This window comes from Amycolatopsis sp. VS8301801F10 (genome assembly GCF_046195355.1).
Taxonomy (GTDB): Bacteria; Actinomycetota; Actinomycetes; order Mycobacteriales; family Pseudonocardiaceae; genus Amycolatopsis.
In genome coordinates this window covers 499055-515903 of the sequence record NZ_CP176065.1, presented here as the reverse complement: position 1 = coordinate 515903, position 16849 = coordinate 499055, and the positions used below count along the sequence as shown (strand labels likewise).

General features: G+C 68.8%; 17 protein-coding genes. 7 read left to right on the top strand and 10 right to left on the bottom strand.

What is annotated here, in order from left to right; all coding sequences use genetic code 11:
• Window positions 1–82 precede the first annotated feature (82 nt).
• The gene (locus tag F9C11_RS02420) at window positions 83–730 is read left to right on the top strand and encodes a response regulator transcription factor (protein ID WP_409186791.1); all 648 of its coding nucleotides are present in this window, start codon (window positions 83–85) and stop codon (window positions 728–730) included.
• Window positions 727–1908, top strand: a complete 1182-nt coding sequence (locus tag F9C11_RS02415; RefSeq protein WP_409183325.1) for a sensor histidine kinase — start codon at window positions 727–729, stop codon at window positions 1906–1908. The genes F9C11_RS02420 and F9C11_RS02415 overlap by 4 nt, the downstream gene beginning before the upstream one ends.
• On the opposite strand, the gene F9C11_RS02410 is transcribed toward F9C11_RS02415, so the two are convergent.
• Together F9C11_RS02410 and F9C11_RS02405 are read right to left on the bottom strand one after the other, a co-directional pair.
• The gene (locus tag F9C11_RS02410) at window positions 1883–2575 is read right to left on the bottom strand and encodes a DUF6198 family protein (RefSeq protein WP_409183324.1); all 693 of its coding nucleotides are present in this window, start codon (window positions 2573–2575) and stop codon (window positions 1883–1885) included. The two genes, F9C11_RS02415 and F9C11_RS02410, sit on opposite strands and share 26 nt — an antisense overlap.
• Before the next feature lie 23 nt (window positions 2576–2598).
• Complete coding sequence (locus F9C11_RS02405) at window positions 2599–4293, bottom strand: adenine deaminase C-terminal domain-containing protein (protein WP_409183323.1); 1695 nt, start codon at window positions 4291–4293, stop codon at window positions 2599–2601.
• 180 nt (window positions 4294–4473) lie between these two features.
• Between F9C11_RS02405 and F9C11_RS02400 the strand changes: the two genes are divergently transcribed.
• Entirely contained in the window at window positions 4474–5382 is a 909-nt protein-coding gene (locus F9C11_RS02400; protein ID WP_409183322.1) for a LysR family transcriptional regulator, read from the top strand.
• A gap of 3 nt (window positions 5383–5385) precedes the next feature.
• Here F9C11_RS02400 and F9C11_RS02395 read toward each other — a convergent pair whose 3' ends face one another.
• Both F9C11_RS02395 and F9C11_RS02390 read right to left on the bottom strand, forming a co-directional pair.
• Complete coding sequence (locus F9C11_RS02395; protein ID WP_409183321.1) at window positions 5386–5739, bottom strand: hypothetical protein; 354 nt, start codon at window positions 5737–5739, stop codon at window positions 5386–5388.
• Window positions 5740–5779: 40 nt separating this feature from the next.
• Complete coding sequence (locus F9C11_RS02390) at window positions 5780–6232, bottom strand: hypothetical protein (RefSeq protein ID WP_409183320.1); 453 nt, start codon at window positions 6230–6232, stop codon at window positions 5780–5782.
• A 146-nt stretch (window positions 6233–6378) separates the two neighbouring features.
• On the opposite strand from F9C11_RS02390, the gene F9C11_RS02385 reads away from it, so the two are divergent.
• Entirely contained in the window at window positions 6379–6762 is a 384-nt protein-coding gene (locus F9C11_RS02385) for a hypothetical protein (protein ID WP_037816084.1), read from the top strand.
• Window positions 6763–6798: 36 nt separating this feature from the next.
• Window positions 6799–8094 carry a histidine--tRNA ligase gene (hisS, locus tag F9C11_RS02380; protein ID WP_409183319.1) on the top strand — a complete coding sequence of 432 codons (1296 nt, stop codon included), beginning with the start codon at window positions 6799–6801 and terminating at the stop codon, window positions 8092–8094.
• A gap of 443 nt (window positions 8095–8537) precedes the next feature.
• On the opposite strand, the gene F9C11_RS02375 is transcribed toward hisS, so the two are convergent.
• Together F9C11_RS02375 and F9C11_RS02370 are read right to left on the bottom strand one after the other, a co-directional pair.
• Window positions 8538–8987 carry a flavodoxin family protein gene (locus tag F9C11_RS02375; RefSeq protein ID WP_009072659.1) on the bottom strand — a complete coding sequence of 150 codons (450 nt, stop codon included), beginning with the start codon at window positions 8985–8987 and terminating at the stop codon, window positions 8538–8540.
• A 10-nt stretch (window positions 8988–8997) separates the two neighbouring features.
• A complete protein-coding gene (locus F9C11_RS02370; protein WP_409183318.1) occupies window positions 8998–10626 on the bottom strand; it encodes a phospho-sugar mutase in 1629 nt (542 codons plus the stop codon).
• 57 nt (window positions 10627–10683) lie between these two features.
• Between F9C11_RS02370 and F9C11_RS02365 the strand changes: the two genes are divergently transcribed.
• Entirely contained in the window at window positions 10684–11835 is a 1152-nt protein-coding gene (locus F9C11_RS02365) for a glycosyltransferase (RefSeq protein ID WP_409183317.1), read from the top strand.
• A gap of 48 nt (window positions 11836–11883) precedes the next feature.
• Here the strand turns inward: F9C11_RS02365 and F9C11_RS02360 are convergent, their stop codons facing one another.
• Genes F9C11_RS02360 through F9C11_RS02350 form a run of 3 tightly spaced genes read right to left on the bottom strand, consistent with a single transcriptional unit; the run spans window position 11884 to window position 14068 of the window.
• Window positions 11884–12669: a purine-nucleoside phosphorylase gene (locus tag F9C11_RS02360; protein ID WP_409183316.1), complete on the bottom strand. Its 786-nt coding sequence runs from the start codon at window positions 12667–12669 to the stop codon at window positions 11884–11886.
• Window positions 12666–13094, bottom strand: coding sequence for an ABA4-like family protein (locus F9C11_RS02355; protein WP_409183315.1), 429 nt, complete (start codon window positions 13092–13094; stop codon window positions 12666–12668). The genes F9C11_RS02360 and F9C11_RS02355 overlap by 4 nt, the downstream gene beginning before the upstream one ends.
• On the bottom strand, window positions 13091–14068 hold the full coding sequence (locus F9C11_RS02350; protein WP_409183314.1) for a hypothetical protein: 978 nt from the start codon (window positions 14066–14068) through the stop codon (window positions 13091–13093). The genes F9C11_RS02355 and F9C11_RS02350 overlap by 4 nt, the downstream gene beginning before the upstream one ends.
• 108 nt (window positions 14069–14176) lie before the next feature.
• Between F9C11_RS02350 and F9C11_RS02345 the strand changes: the two genes are divergently transcribed.
• On the top strand, window positions 14177–14797 hold the full coding sequence (locus F9C11_RS02345) for a MerR family transcriptional regulator (RefSeq protein ID WP_409186790.1): 621 nt from the start codon (window positions 14177–14179) through the stop codon (window positions 14795–14797).
• A 210-nt stretch (window positions 14798–15007) separates the two neighbouring features.
• Here F9C11_RS02345 and F9C11_RS02340 read toward each other — a convergent pair whose 3' ends face one another.
• On the bottom strand, window positions 15008–16846 hold the full coding sequence (locus F9C11_RS02340; protein ID WP_409183313.1) for a serine/threonine-protein kinase: 1839 nt from the start codon (window positions 16844–16846) through the stop codon (window positions 15008–15010).
• Window positions 16847–16849 lie beyond the last annotated feature (3 nt).

Sequence of the window (16849 nt, the reverse complement as noted above, 5' to 3'; positions counted from 1 at the left end):
ACGAAAGTCGAGGGTCGGATGGCCGGATCACTGCGAGTATGGACCTGTGCACGATGAGGCAGAGACCCCGGCGGCTTCCCGGGTGCTCCTGGTCGAGGACGATCGCGACCTCGCCGGGATGCTCGTCGAATTGCTCGCCGGAGAAGGTTACGAGACCGAAGTGGCCCACGACGGCCAGCGCGGCCTGCATCTTGGGCTCACCGGACGGTACGAGGTGGTGATTCTCGACCGGCGGCTGCCGGTGGTCGACGGCCTTGCGGTGCTGGCCCAGCTGCGCCGCCGGGCGGTGCCCGCGCGGGTGCTGGTGCTGTCCGCGCTGGGCGAGCTGGCCGACCGGGTGCACGGCCTCGACACCGGGGCCGACGACTACCTGGTGAAACCGTTCGAGACCGACGAACTGCTCGCCCGCGTGCGCGCGTTGTGCCGTCGCGACACCGAGCACGCCGAATCCCTCCCGCTCGGCGCGGCGGCGCTCGACCTGCAGCGGCACGAGGTCGTGCTGCCGCGCGGCGAACGGGTGACGCTGTCCGGCCGCGAGTTCGAGCTGTTGCGCACGCTCGCCCAGCGGCCGAAGGCAATCCACCCGCGCGCGTCGCTGCGGGCGGGGGTGTTCACCGAGTCGGCGGCAGAGTCCATTGTGGACACCTATGTGTACTACCTGCGGCGGAAGCTGGGCCGGGACGTGGTGAAGACCGTGCACGGCCTCGGCTACCAGATCGGGGCGGTGTGACCACCGTCGTCGCCCCGGAGGCGCGAGCGCTGCGGCGCGCGCGGCGGACCATCGCGAGTCAGATCGCCGTGGTGATCACCATGGTCGTCCTCGCCGCGGGGGTGATCGCGTACTGGGTGCTGCTGCGCGGGCAGGCCGCGGAGACCGAGCGGCAGCTGGAGTTCGCGCTGGGGCACGGACTTTCCGCGACCCCGCCCGGATGCACTTACCTGGTGACGCCGCGGGGGCACGCTCCTGCCGGGCGGCTGCCGTTCACGCCCCCGCCGGTGCCGCCAGTGCCGAACGACGGCGACGCGGTGACGGAAGAACGCGTGCTCGACGGTGCGACGTACACCATCCGCACGGTCAACCGCGGCGGCGAGGTCTGGCAGGCGTATTTCAACGAGCACTACCTGATCTCCGACCGCGAACAGCTGTTGTTAGGGCTCGGGGTGGCCGAGCTGGTGGTGCTGCTCGCGTCGGTGCTCAGCGGGTATCTGCTGGCCGGGCGGGCGATCCGGCCGTTGGGCGAGGCGTTGCGCCGGCAACGAACGTTCGTCGCCGACGCGTCCCACGAGCTGCGGGCGCCGCTCACCCGGTTGCACACCCGCACCCAGCTCCTGGCCCGGCGTGGCGCCGCCGGACCGGACGAGCTGGAAGCCCTGGTCTCGGGCACCCGGGAACTGGGTGCGGTCGTCGACGATTTGCTGTTGTCCGCGCAGGCTGGTTCCGAGCGGCCGCATCTGGAGCCGGTGCAGCTGGCGGTGCTGGCGGAACAGGCCGTGGCGGCGGAATCGGACCGTGCGAACGACCGGCAGGTGGACCTCCGGCTGAGCCGTTCGCCGGGGTTGGAGGACGTGGTGCCGGGCGTGCCGACCGCGTTGCGGCGAGTGCTGTCCGCCTTGCTGGACAACGCGATCGGGCACACACCACCGGGCGGGTCGATCGAGGTGATCCTCGCCAACCCGGACGCCCGGCACGTCGAACTGCGGGTGTGCGACACCGGCACGGGCTTCCCGCAGCACGAAGCGGACCGGCTTTTCGAGCGGTTCGCCCACGGGCCGCACGGCGAGGGCCGCCGGTTCGGGCTGGGGCTGGCGTTGGTGCAGGAGGTCGTGACCGGACACGGCGGGACGATCGCCGCGGTCGGAAAGCCCGGGGTGGGCGCGACGTTCACGTTGCGCTTTCAACGGGCTTGAGCTTGCCGGCCTGGAACTTCTTGTACAGGAAGAAATAGAGCTTGATGTACTGGCCGACCAGGACGGCGTTGATGATCGTGCCCTCGCGGATGAAATGCGGTCCGCCGAGGAAGAGCAGCCCGATGCCGGCCGAGAGGGCGAGCAGTGTGCAGTCGAAGACGGTTTTGATGTTGCCCCATTTCCGGCCTGTTTTCTTCTGCAGGGTGTTGACGAACAGGTCGATCGGCATCAGCATGAGATTGGCGCGGATCATCAGGAAAAGTCCGAAGGCCAGCATCGCGTCGGCGAGGAACAGCAGCGCGAGATTAGCCGCGTAGGGCGCCAGGGAGATCCATTTCGTCGCCATCAGGTTGAAGTCGAGCAATGCGGCCAGGAGCAGCGCCGGGACGAGCGAGAGCAGGTGGCGGAGCTTGAACGCCCTTGGCAGCACTAGGAAAGTCAGCCCGAGCATGAGCACTTCGAGCAGGAGATTGAACGTGCCCTGGCTGAGCGGCGGGAGCACGAGCGTCATCGTGCGGGTCAGGCTGCTTTGCGGGGAAATGCCGATCCCGGCCCGGATGGCCAGGCCGAGACCGAGTGTCAGCAGGTAGATTCCGGCGACATAGACAATCCAGCGCCGTACCACGTTGCCGTTGTCGATGACTCCCGCGTCTTTGTCGTAAGGCACGACCGCGACCTCCTCGTCGAGGGTTACTTCATGAATCCGAAACGGTCGAGCGAGATGAACAGGGTCAGGAGTTTGTTGACGACGGGCTCGCCCTCGTTGTGGTTGCCCAGCTTTTCGAGGGCGGCGTCGACCGAGCGGGTCGCGTCGACGAGTTCGGCGAGGTCCATGTCGGCCATTACGCCGTAGAACTCCAGCGGCAGACAGGCTTTCTGCTCGCCCTCCTCGGTTACGAGGCAGCCACCGACCAGCGTGTCCAGCTGCTTCAGGTTGGCGCACATCTCCGCGCTTTCGCTGCCCACGCTCACGAAGTACGCCGACGGGGCGGGCCAGAACGTCGATACCGCGCCGCGGTCGATGGACACGCCTTTGAACAACCCGGTGACGATGTGCCGCTCTCCGTCGGCGTAACGCTGCACGACCGCGATTCGATTGAGCCGCACGCCTTCGTGTTCGGGAACGACCGTGCCGTCGCGGAACGGTACCCAGATCTCCTGGGCGAACTTGAGATGTCCGCGGCCGTAGACGTCGAAGAGCAGTACCTTCGCCTGATCGCCCTCGGGCGAGATTTCGCTCGGTGTCAGGTCGAGTTGTTCGGGTGCCAGGTCGGCGAGGCCCGGCTTCGGTTTCTTGGCCAGGCTGGAGTAATCGATGCCGACGCGGTTGAGCAGCTTGCGGTCGCGGGCCACCAGTTCGCCGCCCTTGAACACGTATCGCGGGTTGATTTTCGCGAGGCTGTCGGTGAGAACGATGTCCGCGAAGCGGCCCGGGCTGAGCGAACCGAGGTCACGGTCCTTGTGGAAGGAACGGGCGGCGTACAGGGTGCCCATTTTGATCGCCTTGATCGGCGGCATGCCCATCTCGATCGCCAGCGAGATCACCCAGTCGATATGGCCTTGCCGCAGGACTCGATCCACTGAAATGTTGTCGGCGCAGAGTTGGAAGTTCTCCGCGGGCCAGCGCCGTTTCACGATGGCGCGCAACATGGTCCGGATGACTTCCGGGCTTCCGACACCGAACTTGATCTGCGTGTTGAGACCGTACCGGACGCTCTTTTCGATGTCGTCCTCGTTCCAGACGTCGTGGTTGTTGTCGACGCCGATCGCGGGCAGGTAGTTCAACAGCATGTCCGGCAACGCCGTGACGCCCCAATGGCAGTTCACGAATCCGGAATTCGCCCGGCCCAGCGCGGCTTTGCGGAAGTCGTCGGCGTTCCCGGTCATGTAGGAGAGGTGCGCCAGTTCGCCCAGGCCGATCACCGGATCCATCTTCAGCATGGCCTCGGTGACGTCCGTCGAGGTCTTCTTCCCCGGTGCGAACGCGTAAAGCCGGTACGGCAGCTTTTCGTGGTCAGCGAACAAGGTCTGGACGGCTTCCACCGCCTCGTCTCCGGCCGCGCTGGCGAAATCCAGGGTTTCCCCGAAGACCGTGGTCGTTCCGCTCGGGACGATCGCCTCGCCGAACGCCGCCGGATGCGCCAGCTGGGACTCGAAATGCAGATGCGAGTCGATCAATCCGGGGATCGCGTAAAGCCCTTCGCCGTCGAAAACCTCGCGCACCCGCACGATCGACTCGTCGGGGTTCAGCGCGATGATCCGCTGCCGGTAAACGAGAAGCGAGCCGGGGCAGACACTTTCCGTGTGCACGTCGACGATGTGAAGATTGCGCAGCAGCAGGTCCGCTTCCTGCTCTCCGGCGAGAATGTCGAAGATCGTCCGCACGTGATCTTCTTGCGCGGCAACGTCTTCCGCCGCGAGCGGGGGATAGGTCGGCGATTCCAGCACGGTTTCCTCACTTCGATGTCGTTGGTGCACTGATAGAACCCGCACCGCACCGTTGCTGACAAGCATTCATTTTCGTACGACGCGTACTCTTTTTTCGTACACTTAGGAGGTCCGCCCGTGCTCCACTCCCGGTTGCTGCAGTACATCGACGAAGTGGCGCGCCTCGGGTCCATCCGCGCGGCCGGTGCGCGGTTGCACGTCGCGCCGTCGGCGATCAACCGGCAGATCCTGCTGCTGGAGGCGGAACTCGGCGAGCAGCTGTTCGACCGCCTGCCGCGCGGGATGCGCCCGACGCCCGCCGGGGAGGCGCTGCTCGCGCACGTCCGGCGCACGCTGCAGCAGTACCGCGAGACCGTCGCGGACATCCGTGACCTGCACGCGCTCGGCAGCGGCGAGGTCGTGATCGCCACGATGACCGGGCTGGCCAGCAGCGTCGTCGCGACGGCCGCGGCGGCGTTCCGCGGCAGGCACCCGCGAGTCCGGATCTCGATCCGCACGATGACGACGCAGGACATCCTGCGTGCCGTGGAAGCCAGCGAAGCCGACCTCGGGCTCGGCTTCAACGTCCCGCCGTCCGCGCATCTCGAGGTCTGCTGGCAGATGAACACGCGGCTCGGCGTCGTCGTCGCCCCGCACCACCCGCTCGCCGGGCCGGATCCGATCCCGCTCGCGCAGTGCCCGCCCTACCCGCTGATCTTCGCCGACCGGTCGATGGTCATCCACGGCATCGTCGCGGAAGCGTTCGCCAAGGCGGGTCTCGACATCGAACCGGCCTTCCACACGAACTCAATCGAAACGATGAAACGCCTCGCGGCCTCAGGAGACGCCATCGCGTTCCTCAGCGAATTCGACATCGCGGAGGAAATCCGAGACGGACGGCTCGTCTTCCGGCCGGTTCGGGACGCGTTCAGCAACAACGTGGTTTCGTTGGTACGGCGGGAGAAACATGGACATGGCTTGGCGAGTCTGTTGCTGGCGGAGGACATCGTGGGTGCGCTGACCCAAACCCAGACCCCGCGACCGTAACCCTCAGTCGGTGAGCGGGTCCGTCGGCAACAACGCCCGCAACCGCCGAGTCGTCGCCTCATACTCCACATACGCGCGTGAATTCTCCGGCCCGCCCGCGGCCATCAGCTCGTCGTGCGCGATCGCCTGCTCCGCGATCACCGAAGCGAGCAGGAGCAAAAACCGCGTCGAACGTTCCGAGCGGAGGGCCATCTCGGCGGAACCGGGAAGGCCGCGTTCGGCGAACCCCTCGAACGCGGCCGTGTTCTCGCGTTGCTTCTCCGCCAGCAACCGGCAGGTCGCCGATTGCTGGCGGAGCTGGTCGGCATAAGCCAACTGCGGCGAAGCGGCATCCCCGGGCTGGCTCACGCCCGCCATGATGCCTGGTCTTCGCCGCGGCCACCTACTGGATCGGTTCTCAGAACACGACGACCGTGAACACCGCGGAGGCGGCGGCGGTGAACAGGGTGGATTCGGGGTGGAAGACCCGCAGGGTCAGGGTTCCGGACACGTTCAACCGGACACCGAGGTCGAAGTCGTGGTCCGGGGCGCACGAGGTGGAGGCGAGGTTCACCCAGACCCCGGCGCGGATTTCCTGCTGCAGGTAAAGGATCCCGTCGTCGTCGGCGCGTCCCGCAGGGCCGGTCGCGAAGCGGCCGTGGACCCGGATCTGCTCGCCCTTGCGCACCTTGGCCTTGACCGGCACGGCCTTGAGGTGGACGGGCTTCTTCTTCGCCATCTGGTGCGCGGCGGGAACCGCGGCTGGAGCCGTGGCCTGGGCGGGCAGGGCCGTCGCGCAGAGGCCGCTGAGGGCGAGGGGCAAGGCGAGACCGGCCCATCGGGCGCGGTGCCGCATCGAGGTCGTAGTCATGAACTCCAGCGCAGTGCACCGCCGCCCGCTTCGCCGCCCCATTCCCTCGACCGTCGGGTGACAGCCACCGGCAAGAGGGACCAAGAAGTTTCGTGACAGTGTTTTAAAACAGTGTTATGGTCGCTTCGCACCCCAAGGAGGCGACCATGCACGGCCCAGTCCAGTTGTTCACCGTCATCGCGCTCGTATCGCTGCCCACCGTCATGTACGGCGGCTACGCGCTGAGCGGCGTCCTGCGCCGCGGAGACCTCACCGAGAAGCAGCGCGGGTTCTTCCGCGCCGGGCACGCGCACGCCGGTGTGCTGCTCGTGCTCACGCTCGCCGCGTTGCAGCTGGTCGAGCACGGCGGACTCGGCGACACCGCGCGCTGGATCGTCTGCTTCCTGCTGCTGTTCGGCGTGCTCGCGCAGTCCGGCGGATTCTTCCTCGCGATGCTGCGCACCCGCGTCGGCATGAGCGTCACCACCGGCGGCGCGGTGCTGCTCGGCGCGGCGATGCTGCTCACCGCGTACGGCGTCGCGTTCCCCTGACAAATCGGCTGGCGCCGGGTCGTTAAGCTGGATGACGTGCCTGAATACCTGTCAACCGCGCCTGTCAAGGGGACCCGAGACTTCCTCCCCGCCGAAATGTCCGTCCGCACGCAGGTGTTCGGCCATCTCTACGACGTGCTGGAGCGCTACGGCTACCTCCGCTACGACGGCCCGATCCTGGAGCAGGCGGAGGTCTACGAGCGGAAGTCCGGCCAGGAGATCGCCGACCAGCAGCTGTACACGCTCACCACGCGCGGCGGCGAGCGGCTCGCGCTGCGCCCGGAGATGACGCCCTCGGTGGCCCGGATGATCGCCGGCCACGCGAAATCGCTGTCGTTCCCGGTGCGCTGGTACAGCCACCCGAACTGCCACCGCTACGAGCGTCCGCAGCGCGGCCGCGTGCGCGAGCACTGGCAGATCAACGCCGACATCTTCGGTTCGGAAAGCGCGAACTGCGAGATCGAGATGTTCGAGCTGATCCACGACCTGATGGGAGCGGTCGGCGCGACTTCGGACATGTTCGCGGTGCGGGTCAACGACCGGAACCTGCTGTCGTCGGCGCTGACCGACGTCGTCGGCATCTCGCCGGACCACCTGCCGCAGGTGTTCGCGCTCGTCGACCGGTGGGAGAAGACCTCGGCCGAGGACCACGCGGCGAGCGCCGCCGAGATCGGGCTGTCGGACAAGCAGTACGAGAAGCTCGCCGAGACCCTCGGCGCCGGCCCGGCGCTGCTCGACGAGCTGCCCGAGACGGTCAAGGCCGAATCGAACCTGGTCAAGGTGCTCTCCAGCAGCGCGGCGAGCCTGGTCCGGTACGAACCGCTGATCGTGCGCGGGCTGGCGTACTACACGTCGACCGTGTTCGAGGTCTTCGACACCTCGCCGCAGAACCGCCGGGCGCTGTTCGGCGGCGGCCGGTACAGCAACCTCGCCTCGATGTTCACGAAGGAGCAGATCTCCGGCATCGGGTTCGGCATGGGCGACGTGACGCTGATGGACTTCCTCGACACGCACGGCCTCACGCCGCGGCCGCGCAGCGAGGTCGACGTCACGGTCATCCCGGTCACCGAGGAGCTGGCGGACCCGGCCCGCGACGTCGCGACGGCGCTGCGCAAGGCGGGACTGCGCACGTCGACCCCGCTGGAACTGCGCAAACTGGGCAAGGAGCTCACCCGCGCGGACAAGGCGGGCGCGGTCGCGGTCGTCATCGTGGGCGAGGAGGACTGGGCGGCCGGCCGGGTGACCGTCCGGAGCCTGGCCACCCGCGAACAGCAGCAGGTCGCGGTGTCCGACGTGCCGGCGACGGTGCTCGGGATGGTCTCGCCTGCCTGATTTCCCGGGGCGGGCGCCGGTCTTCGGGCCGGCGCCCGCCTTCTTTATCCGCCGAGTGGCGGATCCGGTGCGGTTTCGTCACCCACCGCAGTCGGCTGTCGATGAATCAGCCGCCGCGCCGCTCTATCCACAATGGACACTCCGGGGCCGGTCCGTTGGGCCGGACGGGGCGGGGGTGGCCCGCTGACCGGGACGCGGGCGGTCCGGAATCCAGGTTTCTCACGCTGGACGGCCCTGGTCGGCGCCCTCGGAGTTGAATCGAGCACGCTTGGTTGTCATCGCAGGGTCGTCATGATCCGTTCTTTGTAGTACCCTTGCGTAGTCGAGGTTGATCGCCTTCGTTGCGAACCCTCGATTGGCCTGTTGCCGGAGGTCGACCCCCAGGGCTTCCGGTGACAGGCCTCTTTACTTTCCCTGGTACGGCTTCCGGCCCGCCCGGCCGCTCACATGAGCGTCGCGGCGAGGGTTCCGCCGAGTTCGGTCACCGCTTCCAGCGCGGCTTTGTCCGGTTCGCCCGTCACGAGCACGGGCTCGGCCACCCGGGTCCAGCCGAGCCCGGTCGTGATCGCGTCGAGTTGCCGCACGGTCCCGGACGTGTCGTTGTTGCCGTGCACGTACGCCCCGAACGGACGGCCCTTCGTCGCGTCCAGGCACGGGTAGTACACGGTGTCGAAGAAGTGCTTCAACGCGCCGCTCATGCTGCCGAGGTTCGCCGGCGTGCCCAGCAGATAGCCGTCCGCGGCCAGCACGTCGGCCACCGTCGCGCCGAGCGCGGGACGACGGACGACGTCGACGCCTTCGATGTCCGGATGCTTCGCGCCGGCGAGCGCGGCCTCGAACATCGCCTGCATCGACGGCGACGGCGTGTGGTGCACGATCAGCAACGTTGGCATGGTTCTCCCGTCAGCGCAGCAGCGCGGTGATCTCCTCGCGGACCGCGTCGAGCACTTCCGTCGCGCCGCGCCGCGCGTCGGCGAGCCCGCCGGTCACCGGAGCCACCACTTGCAGGTACGCCTTCAGTTTCGGTTCCGTGCCGGACGGCCGCACCACGACGCGCACGCCGTCGCCGCTCAGCCGGAGCACGTCGGCGTCCGGCAGGAGGTCTTCGAGCGTCACCGGCACCCCGCCGAGCGTGGCCGGCGGGTTCGAACGCAACGCGGCCATGAGCCGTCCGCGCACGGAAAGATCGGTGACCCGCAACGACACCTGGTCGGTGAGGTGCACACCGTGCCGCGTTGAGATGTCGTCGAGCACGTCCAGCAGCGTGCGGCCTTCGGCCTTGAGCGTCGCGGCCAGGTCCGCGCCCGCGACCGCGGCGGCGATGCCGTCCTTGTCGCGAACAAAACTCGGATTCACGCAGAGCCCGAGCGCTTCCTCGTAGGCGAACACCAACCCCTCGCCCGCGCGGACCAGCCATTTGAACCCGGTCAGCGTTTCCGCGTAGCGCGCGCCCTTTTCCTTCGCCACTTCGCCGAGCAGCGAAGAGGACACGATCGTGGTGGCCACCAACGGATCCGGACTGTCCGTTGTGGACAAAAGGTGTGCTCCGAGCAGGACGCCGGTCTCGTCGCCGCGCAGCATCCGCCAGCCGTCCGGGCCGCGGACGCCGAGCGCGCACCGGTCGGCATCCGGGTCGAGCGCCACCGCCAGGTCAGCGTCCACTTCGGACGCCAGAGCCAGCAGGAGATCGGTCGCGCCGGGTTCCTCGGGGTTCGGGAACGAGACGGTGGGGAAGTCGGGGTCCGGTTCGGACTGGGCGGAAACCAGGTGCACGTCAGTGAAACCGGCGCGGGACAGCGCGGCCCGCAGGGTTTCCGCGCCGACGCCGTGCAGGGCCGTCGCGGCGATCCGCAGCTCGCGCGTCGTGCCGCGGGGCAGCGCGCCGACCGCGGACAGGTACGCCTCGCGCGGGTCGACGATCTCAGCGCCGGGCGTGCGCGGAACGCTCCGGGCGGCCGGGGCGGACTGGATCGCGCGCTCGATTTCGCCGTCGGACGGCGGCACGATCTGTCCGCCGGTGGAGTCGTAAAGCTTGTATCCGTTGTCCGCGGGCGGGTTGTGCGACGCGGTGATCTGGATGCCGGCGACCGCGCCGTAGTGCAGCACCGAGAACGCCAGCAACGGCGTCGGCAACGGCTGCGGCAGCACCTTCACCGCGAACCCGGCGGCGGTCAGCACCTCGGCGGCGGCCGTGGCGAACGCTTCCGAACCGTGCCGCGCGTCGCGGCCGACCACGACCACGCCGCCCGCGTGCCCCTGCGCGTCGAGCCACGCTGCGACGCCCGCGGTGGTTCGCGTGACGACCGCGACGTTCATCCCGTTCGGACCCGCGCGCACCGGCCCGCGCAGCCCCGCGGTGCCGAACTCCAGCGGTCCGGCCATCCGGTCGGTAATCTCGTCGATCGCGCCGGGCTCTTTGCCCATCGCGCGGGCGAGGGCGGCGGTCAGTTCCTCGCGCGACGCCGGATCCGGGTCGTCGGTGATCCAGCGGTAGACGGAATCGCGGAGGCGGGAATCGAGGCTGTCGGACACCCGGGCCAGCTTACGCGGATCGGGAAACCGGGTAGCGGCTGACGATACGCTCGGGTGGTGCGCATTCTTTTCACTTCCCTCGCGTCTTACGGACACCTCTATCCGTTGCTGCCGCTCGCCGTCGCCGCGCGCGACGCTGGCCACGACGTGGTTTACGCGACCGCGCCCGACTTCCACCCGAGCCTGGAAAAGGCCGGGCTCGAACCCGTCGCCGCCGGGCTGACGCTGCAGGAAGCCTTCGGCGAGGTCTTCGCCGGAGACACCCGCAGCCGCTACGAGGTCCCGCCGGACGAGCTGAACGAGGCGATCGGCAAGGCCTTCGGACGGCTGCTGCCGAGCCGGTTCATGACCGACCTCGCCCCGGTGCTCGCCGAGCGGAAACCGGACCTGGTCGTGTACGAAATGGGCAATCCGGGCGGCGCGTTCGCCGCGCACCGGGCGGGGATTCCCGCGGTCGGGCACGGATTCGGCCGGGTGTCCTCCGGCGGCCCGATGGAGCACATCAGCGACCAGATCGACGCCTTCGCCGCGGAAGTCGGACTCGCCGGCAGCAACCGGCTGTTCTGGGGCCATCCGTTCGTGGACATCTGCCCGCCGTCGGTGCAGGCGCCGGAGTTCCTCGCCGAGGCCAACCGCGTGCCGCTGCGGCCGGTCGGCTGGAGCGAACCGGGCGATCTGCCGTCCGGCATCGAAGGCCGGGACCGCGGCCGTCCGCTGGTGTATTTGACGCTCGGCACCACCGGGGCCAGCCAGGCGCACCTGCTGACCGCGGCGTTGCAGGGGCTGGCTTCGCTGGACGTGGACGTGCTGGTGGCCACCGGCCCGGCCGTCGACGTCGCGGCGCTCGGCGAGGTGCCGTCGAACGTGCGGCTGGAGGCGTGGGTGCCGCAGTCGGAACTGCTGCCGCACGTCGATCTGGTGGTGCACCACGGCGGGAGCGGGACCACGCTGGGCGCGTTCGGCGCGGGGGTGCCGCAGCTGCTGTTGCCGCAGGGCGCGGACCAGTTCACCAACGCGGACGCCGTGGTGGAAGCCGGTGCGGGCGCGAAGCTGGTCGGCGACGAACTGACGACGGACGCGGTCCGCGAGACGGCCGGCCGGTTGCTGGCCGATCGCACGGTGGCGGACGTCGTGCGCGAGCTGGCCGCGGAGGTCGCGGGGATGCCTTCGCCGGAGGAAGTGGCCGCGCAGCTGCCGCAGTACGCCTGAGTCGTGAGTGCTGGCGCCGGTTAGAACCGGCGCCAGCACTCACGAGGCTCACGCGCGGGCGACGAGTTCCTTCAGCAGCGAACCCATCCGCGTCGCCGACTGCCGTCCGGCCTCGAGGACTTCCTCGTGGTTGAGCGGCTCGCCGGTCATGCCCGCGGCCAGGTTCGTGACCAGCGACAGCCCGAACACCTCGAGCCCGGCCGCGCGGGCGGCGATCGCCTCCAGCACGGTCGACATGCCGACCAGGTCGGCCCCCATGGTGCGCAGCATCCGGATCTCGGCGGGCGTCTCGAAGTGCGGCCCGGGCAGGCCCGCGTACACGCCTTCCTCTAGCGAACCGTCGATCTCCCGCGCCAGATCGCGCAGCCGCTGGGAGTAGAGATCGGTCAGGTCGACGAAGTGCGCGCCGACGATCGGCGAACGCGCGGTCAGGTTGAGGTGGTCGGAGATCAGCACCGGCTGCCCGACGTTCATGCCCGCGCGCAACCCGCCCGCCGCGTTGGTGAGCAGCACTGTCCGCGCGCCCGCCGCCGCGGCCGTGCGCACGTTCTGCACGACCGGGTCGATGCCCTTGCCCTCGTAGAAATGCGTACGGCCGAGCAGGACCAGCGCGCGCTTGTCGCCGATCCGCAGTGACCGCACCGTGCCGCCGTGGCCGACGGCTCCGGGCGGGGTGAAGCCCGGCAGTTCGCCGAACGGGATCTCCGCGTCGGCGGTTCCGATCACGTCCGCGGCCGGACGCCAGCCCGAACCGAGCACCACGGCGATGTCGTACTTCTCGACGCCGGTGCGCTCGGCGATGACGGCCGCGGCCGCCTCCTCCAGGTTGCTCATGCCGCCGAGCGTATCCGGGCGCCGCGCACGACGAGGAACGCGACCAGGCCGAACGGCGACAGGAAGATCGTCAGCAGAAGCAGCGGGCTGACGATCCACCACGGGATCCGGTGCGTGCGCGCCTCGAAGAACATCCAGCGGGCGATGAACAGGTCGAACGCGATGAGCTGCGCCCAGACCAGTGCGGCCCCGTACGACGTGCTCAGAAATCCTTGCAGCACCCCGAGATCCGGCCGTTGCATCGCGTGCCACAGTTCGCCGAAATGCGGGATCGCCAGCACGAAATACCAGGCCAGCGGCAGCAACGGCACCCACGGCGAGGCCAGGATCCGGCGGGTGCCGCGCCATCCGGGCAGGAAGATCATCAGCGCCCAGAACGGCACCGCGACCGGGAACGTCCAGGCGAAGACGGTCAGGTCGCTCACCGGACCGCCTTCCGGACCGGTGCCAGCACCGACGCCGCGGCAGCCGCCGCGATGACGCCGACCAGCAGACCGGCGGCGGCCAGCGTCGTGCCGCTCGGGTAGATGAGCGGTTCGCCGCGTTCGGCCTGCCACAGGATCAGGGCGACGAGTCCCGCGTAGCCGACCGAACCCGTCCAGACCAGCCGCACCCGCACCGCGCTTTCGCGCAGCCGGGGAAGCCGCGTCGCGAGCACCGCGAGCCCGAAGGCCAAGAGCGGCAACGCTTGCAGCGCGTGCAAGCCGACGAAGTGCGCGATCCGCAGGTCGCCGCCGGTGGTGCTCCAGCCGAGCAGCGGAAGACCGGGGCCGCCGTCCGCGACGCCGACGCTGTGCGCGCCGATGAGGTCGGAATGCCCGGTGGCCTTGATCTCGGCCCGTTCGATCGGGGTCGGCCGGGTCATGGTCGCGCCGAGGCCGGCGCCGATCAGCGCGACGACCGCGCTGGTGCGCACCGCCCAGTACACCGCGCGGTCTTCAATGCGGGTGAACATGAGCACGACGGTGGTCACCAGCGTGGCGAGCCAGAGTCCGGCCACCATCACGCCCATGGCCTGGAACAGCGCGGCGTCGAACGGCGAGGTGTTCGCGAAGTGGCTAGGCCGGACGCGAGCTGCTTGGAACACGATCGCCACGTACTCGGCGGCGAACAGCACGACGGAGACGGTCGTCGCGACGCTCGCGACCTTGCGCAGCCTGCCGCGCAGCAACGAGACGAGCCAGCTCCAGGTGAAGTAGTAGAGCCCGCCGGAGACGGCGAACTTGAACGGCTTCGCCCACACCGGCGCGCCGAGCAGGGTCCGGTGGTCGAGCAGCATCGCCGCGACGGTCAGCACGGTCGCGACGCCCATCGCCGCGGCGAACCACAGCGACGGGCGGTGCCAGGTGCGCATCCGTGCGGTGATCAGCGTCGGCGGCGGGTCGACGGTGGTGGTCATGGTGGTCCTCCCAGAATGGATAGTGAAGCTCTCCGTTATGGGAAGTTAAACTATCCATACTGAGAAGTCCTCAGGGTTTTTCCCGGAAGTAGGGTCGAGCGGGTGCGGATGGCAGAGCTGAGCGCCGAGTCCGGGATCCCGGTGGCGACGATCAAGTACTACCTGCGGGAGGGGCTGCTCCCGGCCGGGGAGCGGACCAGCCCGAACCAGGCTCGCTACGGCGAGGAGCACGTGCGGCGGCTGAAGCTGATCCGGGCGCTGGTCGAGGTCGGGGGGCTGTCCGTGGCGACCGTGCGGGAGGTGGTCGCGGCGGTGGATTCCGATCGGGCCGCGTACAACGTGCTCGGGGTGATGCAGCGGGCGTTGACCGGGGCCGTGGTCGAGGTTTCCGCCGAGGACCGGGAGTGGGCCTGGGAGCTGTTGTCCGCGCTGGCCCGGGAGCACGGGTGGAAGTTCGGGGACGACAATCCGGTGGCGGAATCGTTAGTGGGGACTGTGTGCACTGTCCGGGCGTTGGGGCATCAGGCTTTGCTGGATCAGATCGGGCGTTACGCGGAGGTCGCCGATCGGATCGCGGAGGCTGATTTGGATACGCTCGAGGCTGGGGTTTCGATGGATCGGATTGTCGAGGCCGCGGTGGTGGGGACTGTTTTGGGGGATCGGTTGTTCGAGGGGTTGCGGAGGTTGGCGCAGGCTGCGGAGACTGCGCGGCGGTATTCGGAGGGGTGAGATTTCTCGGGCGGCTCGTCGCCTGGCGGCGACATTGCGTCCGGAGCGGTTGCGCGGCACCCCGAAGTCCATTGTGCTGACGGTTCGGGGGTGCTTGTCAAGGCGGGAAAGATGCCTTGACAAGCACCCCCGAACCGCAGGGAGGCTTCGTATCGGGGTGCAGGGCGGGGGCTGGCTGCTTGGTTGGGTGTGCGTGCTGCTTGCTGTTTGTTATGAAGATGCCGGGAAAGACAGTGTCGGGGCTATTTGGCTGAAGGTTGCGGAGCCGGTGTCTTCTTGTTCTGACGGGACTGTCAGGGAGAGCAGCCAGGCCGCGGTTCCTGATTGCTTGATGAGGGCGAAGGTTGCCCGGGTGATTACCGTGTCTGGTTTTGCCGAGTGGTTTTGTGCTCGTTCCACTGCTCGGTAGGTCAGTTCGGTGCCGTTGGGGGTTTCGTGTTCCGGCTGGGCGATGGTGAACGAATCCTGGGACGAGGCCAGGCGCAGTGCTTCTACCGCGTCGTGTTCCGAATACTTCTCGTAGAAGTTCGGGATGCGTTCCAGACGCAGGGATTGGCGGCCGTCCGGGGAAAGGTATTGCACTACCGTCGAGGTGCCGAATACTGATTTCCTGGACGCGATGAAGCGTTGCCATCCTTCGGGGACCGAGAGGGTGTATTCGCTGTCTCGCGTGACGTTTGCCGTCGAGCTTGCGTTGGCGTGCTGCGGTATCAGCTTCAGCGGCTGTGCGGAGCCTCCGACTGTGCCCAGGGTGGCCAGCACTCCGGTTTCCGGGCCTTGCGGCGGCAGCAGGTCCTGGCCGCTCACCACGCGGGCCAGTGCGAACCCGCCGCCGCAGGCCAGGGCGAACAGGACCATGGAGGCGACCGCCAGCAGTGCCGTCGCTTTGCCGCTGCGGCGTGGGGGCGGCGGCGGGAGCGGGGCGGGCAGCGGCGGCGGGGGCGGCAGCTGCGGAGCAGGGGCGGAGCCGGTGTTTCCCGAGCGCAGGAACGGCAGCGGGCCCGGGTCCGCTGCCAGTGCGGCGGGCTGGTCCGGCGAGTCCGGTTTCGGGGCGACCGTCTTGATCACCTGGGTGTCGGTGGCGTCCAGCTGGGCGGCCGTCTTCTTGCCGTCCGGCGTGCGGAACAGCTCCGGGCCGAAGAGGTCCAGTGCGGCCTTGTTCTGCAGCGGGTACAGCCGGTGGCGCACCTCGCGCAGGGAGATCCGCTTTTCCGGCTCCTTCTTCATCAACGCGGTGATGACGTCGGCCAGCGGGCCCGGCTTCGGGCGCGGGACCTTGCCGTTCACGACCTTGCCGACGGTTTCCAGCGGGTCGCCGTCCGCGTCGTACGGGGGTGCTCCCTCGACGGCGGCGAACAGCGTCGCGCCCAGGCCCCACAGGTCGGCGCTGGGGGTGACCGCGCCGCCCGAAGCCACTTCCGGCGAGATGTAGGCGGGAGAACCGAGCATGATCCCGGTCCTGGTCATGGTGGCTTCGGAGACGTTGCGGGCGATGCCGAAGTCGGTCAGTTTGATCCGGCCGTCGCTGGCCACCAGCACGTTGCCCGGCTTCACGTCGCGGTGTGTGATGCCCGCGTCGTGGGCTGCTTCGAGCGCGGCGGCGACCGCGATGCCGACCGCCGCGGCCTGTTCGACCGTCAGCGGGCCGTGGTCGCGCAGCAGGTGCGCGAGGCTCCGCGACGGCAGCAGTTCCATCACGACGAACGGCGCGTCGTTCTCGCGGGCGACGTCGTGCAGCGTGATCACGTTCGGATGCGACAGCACCGCGATCGCCCGTGCCTCGCGCAGCGTGCGCTCGCGCAGTTCGTCCGCTTGCTCCGCCGGGATGCCCGGCGGCACCTTCATCTCCTTGACCGCCACCGGACGGTGCAGGAACTCGTCGTAAGCCGACCAGACCGTGCCCATCGACCCCGACCCCAGAACCGACCGCAGCCGATAGCGTCCGGCGACTACCCGTTGCTGCTCGCCGCCGGTCGACGGCTCGGCGTTCGCGGAGCCGGTGCTGTCGGTGTTGCCGGGCTGGTCCAGGTCGCTGTTCTCCGAGGGCACCCC

Excerpts from the sequence above, each read along its gene's own strand:
- F9C11_RS02395 (WP_409183321.1), bottom strand. The coding sequence starts at position 5,739 with ATGGCGGGCGTGAGCCAGCCCGGGGATGCCGCTTCGCCGCAGTTGGCT.
- F9C11_RS02390 (WP_409183320.1), bottom strand. The coding sequence starts at position 6,232 with ATGACTACGACCTCGATGCGGCACCGCGCCCGATGGGCCGGTCTCGCC.
- F9C11_RS02385 (WP_037816084.1), top strand. The coding sequence starts at position 6,379 with ATGCACGGCCCAGTCCAGTTGTTCACCGTCATCGCGCTCGTATCGCTG.
- F9C11_RS02375 (WP_009072659.1), bottom strand. The coding sequence starts at position 8,987 with ATGCCAACGTTGCTGATCGTGCACCACACGCCGTCGCCGTCGATGCAG.
- F9C11_RS02360 (WP_409183316.1), bottom strand. The coding sequence starts at position 12,669 with ATGAGCAACCTGGAGGAGGCGGCCGCGGCCGTCATCGCCGAGCGCACC.
- F9C11_RS02350 (WP_409183314.1), bottom strand. The coding sequence starts at position 14,068 with ATGACCACCACCGTCGACCCGCCGCCGACGCTGATCACCGCACGGATG.
- F9C11_RS02345 (WP_409186790.1), top strand. The coding sequence starts at position 14,177 with ATGGCAGAGCTGAGCGCCGAGTCCGGGATCCCGGTGGCGACGATCAAG.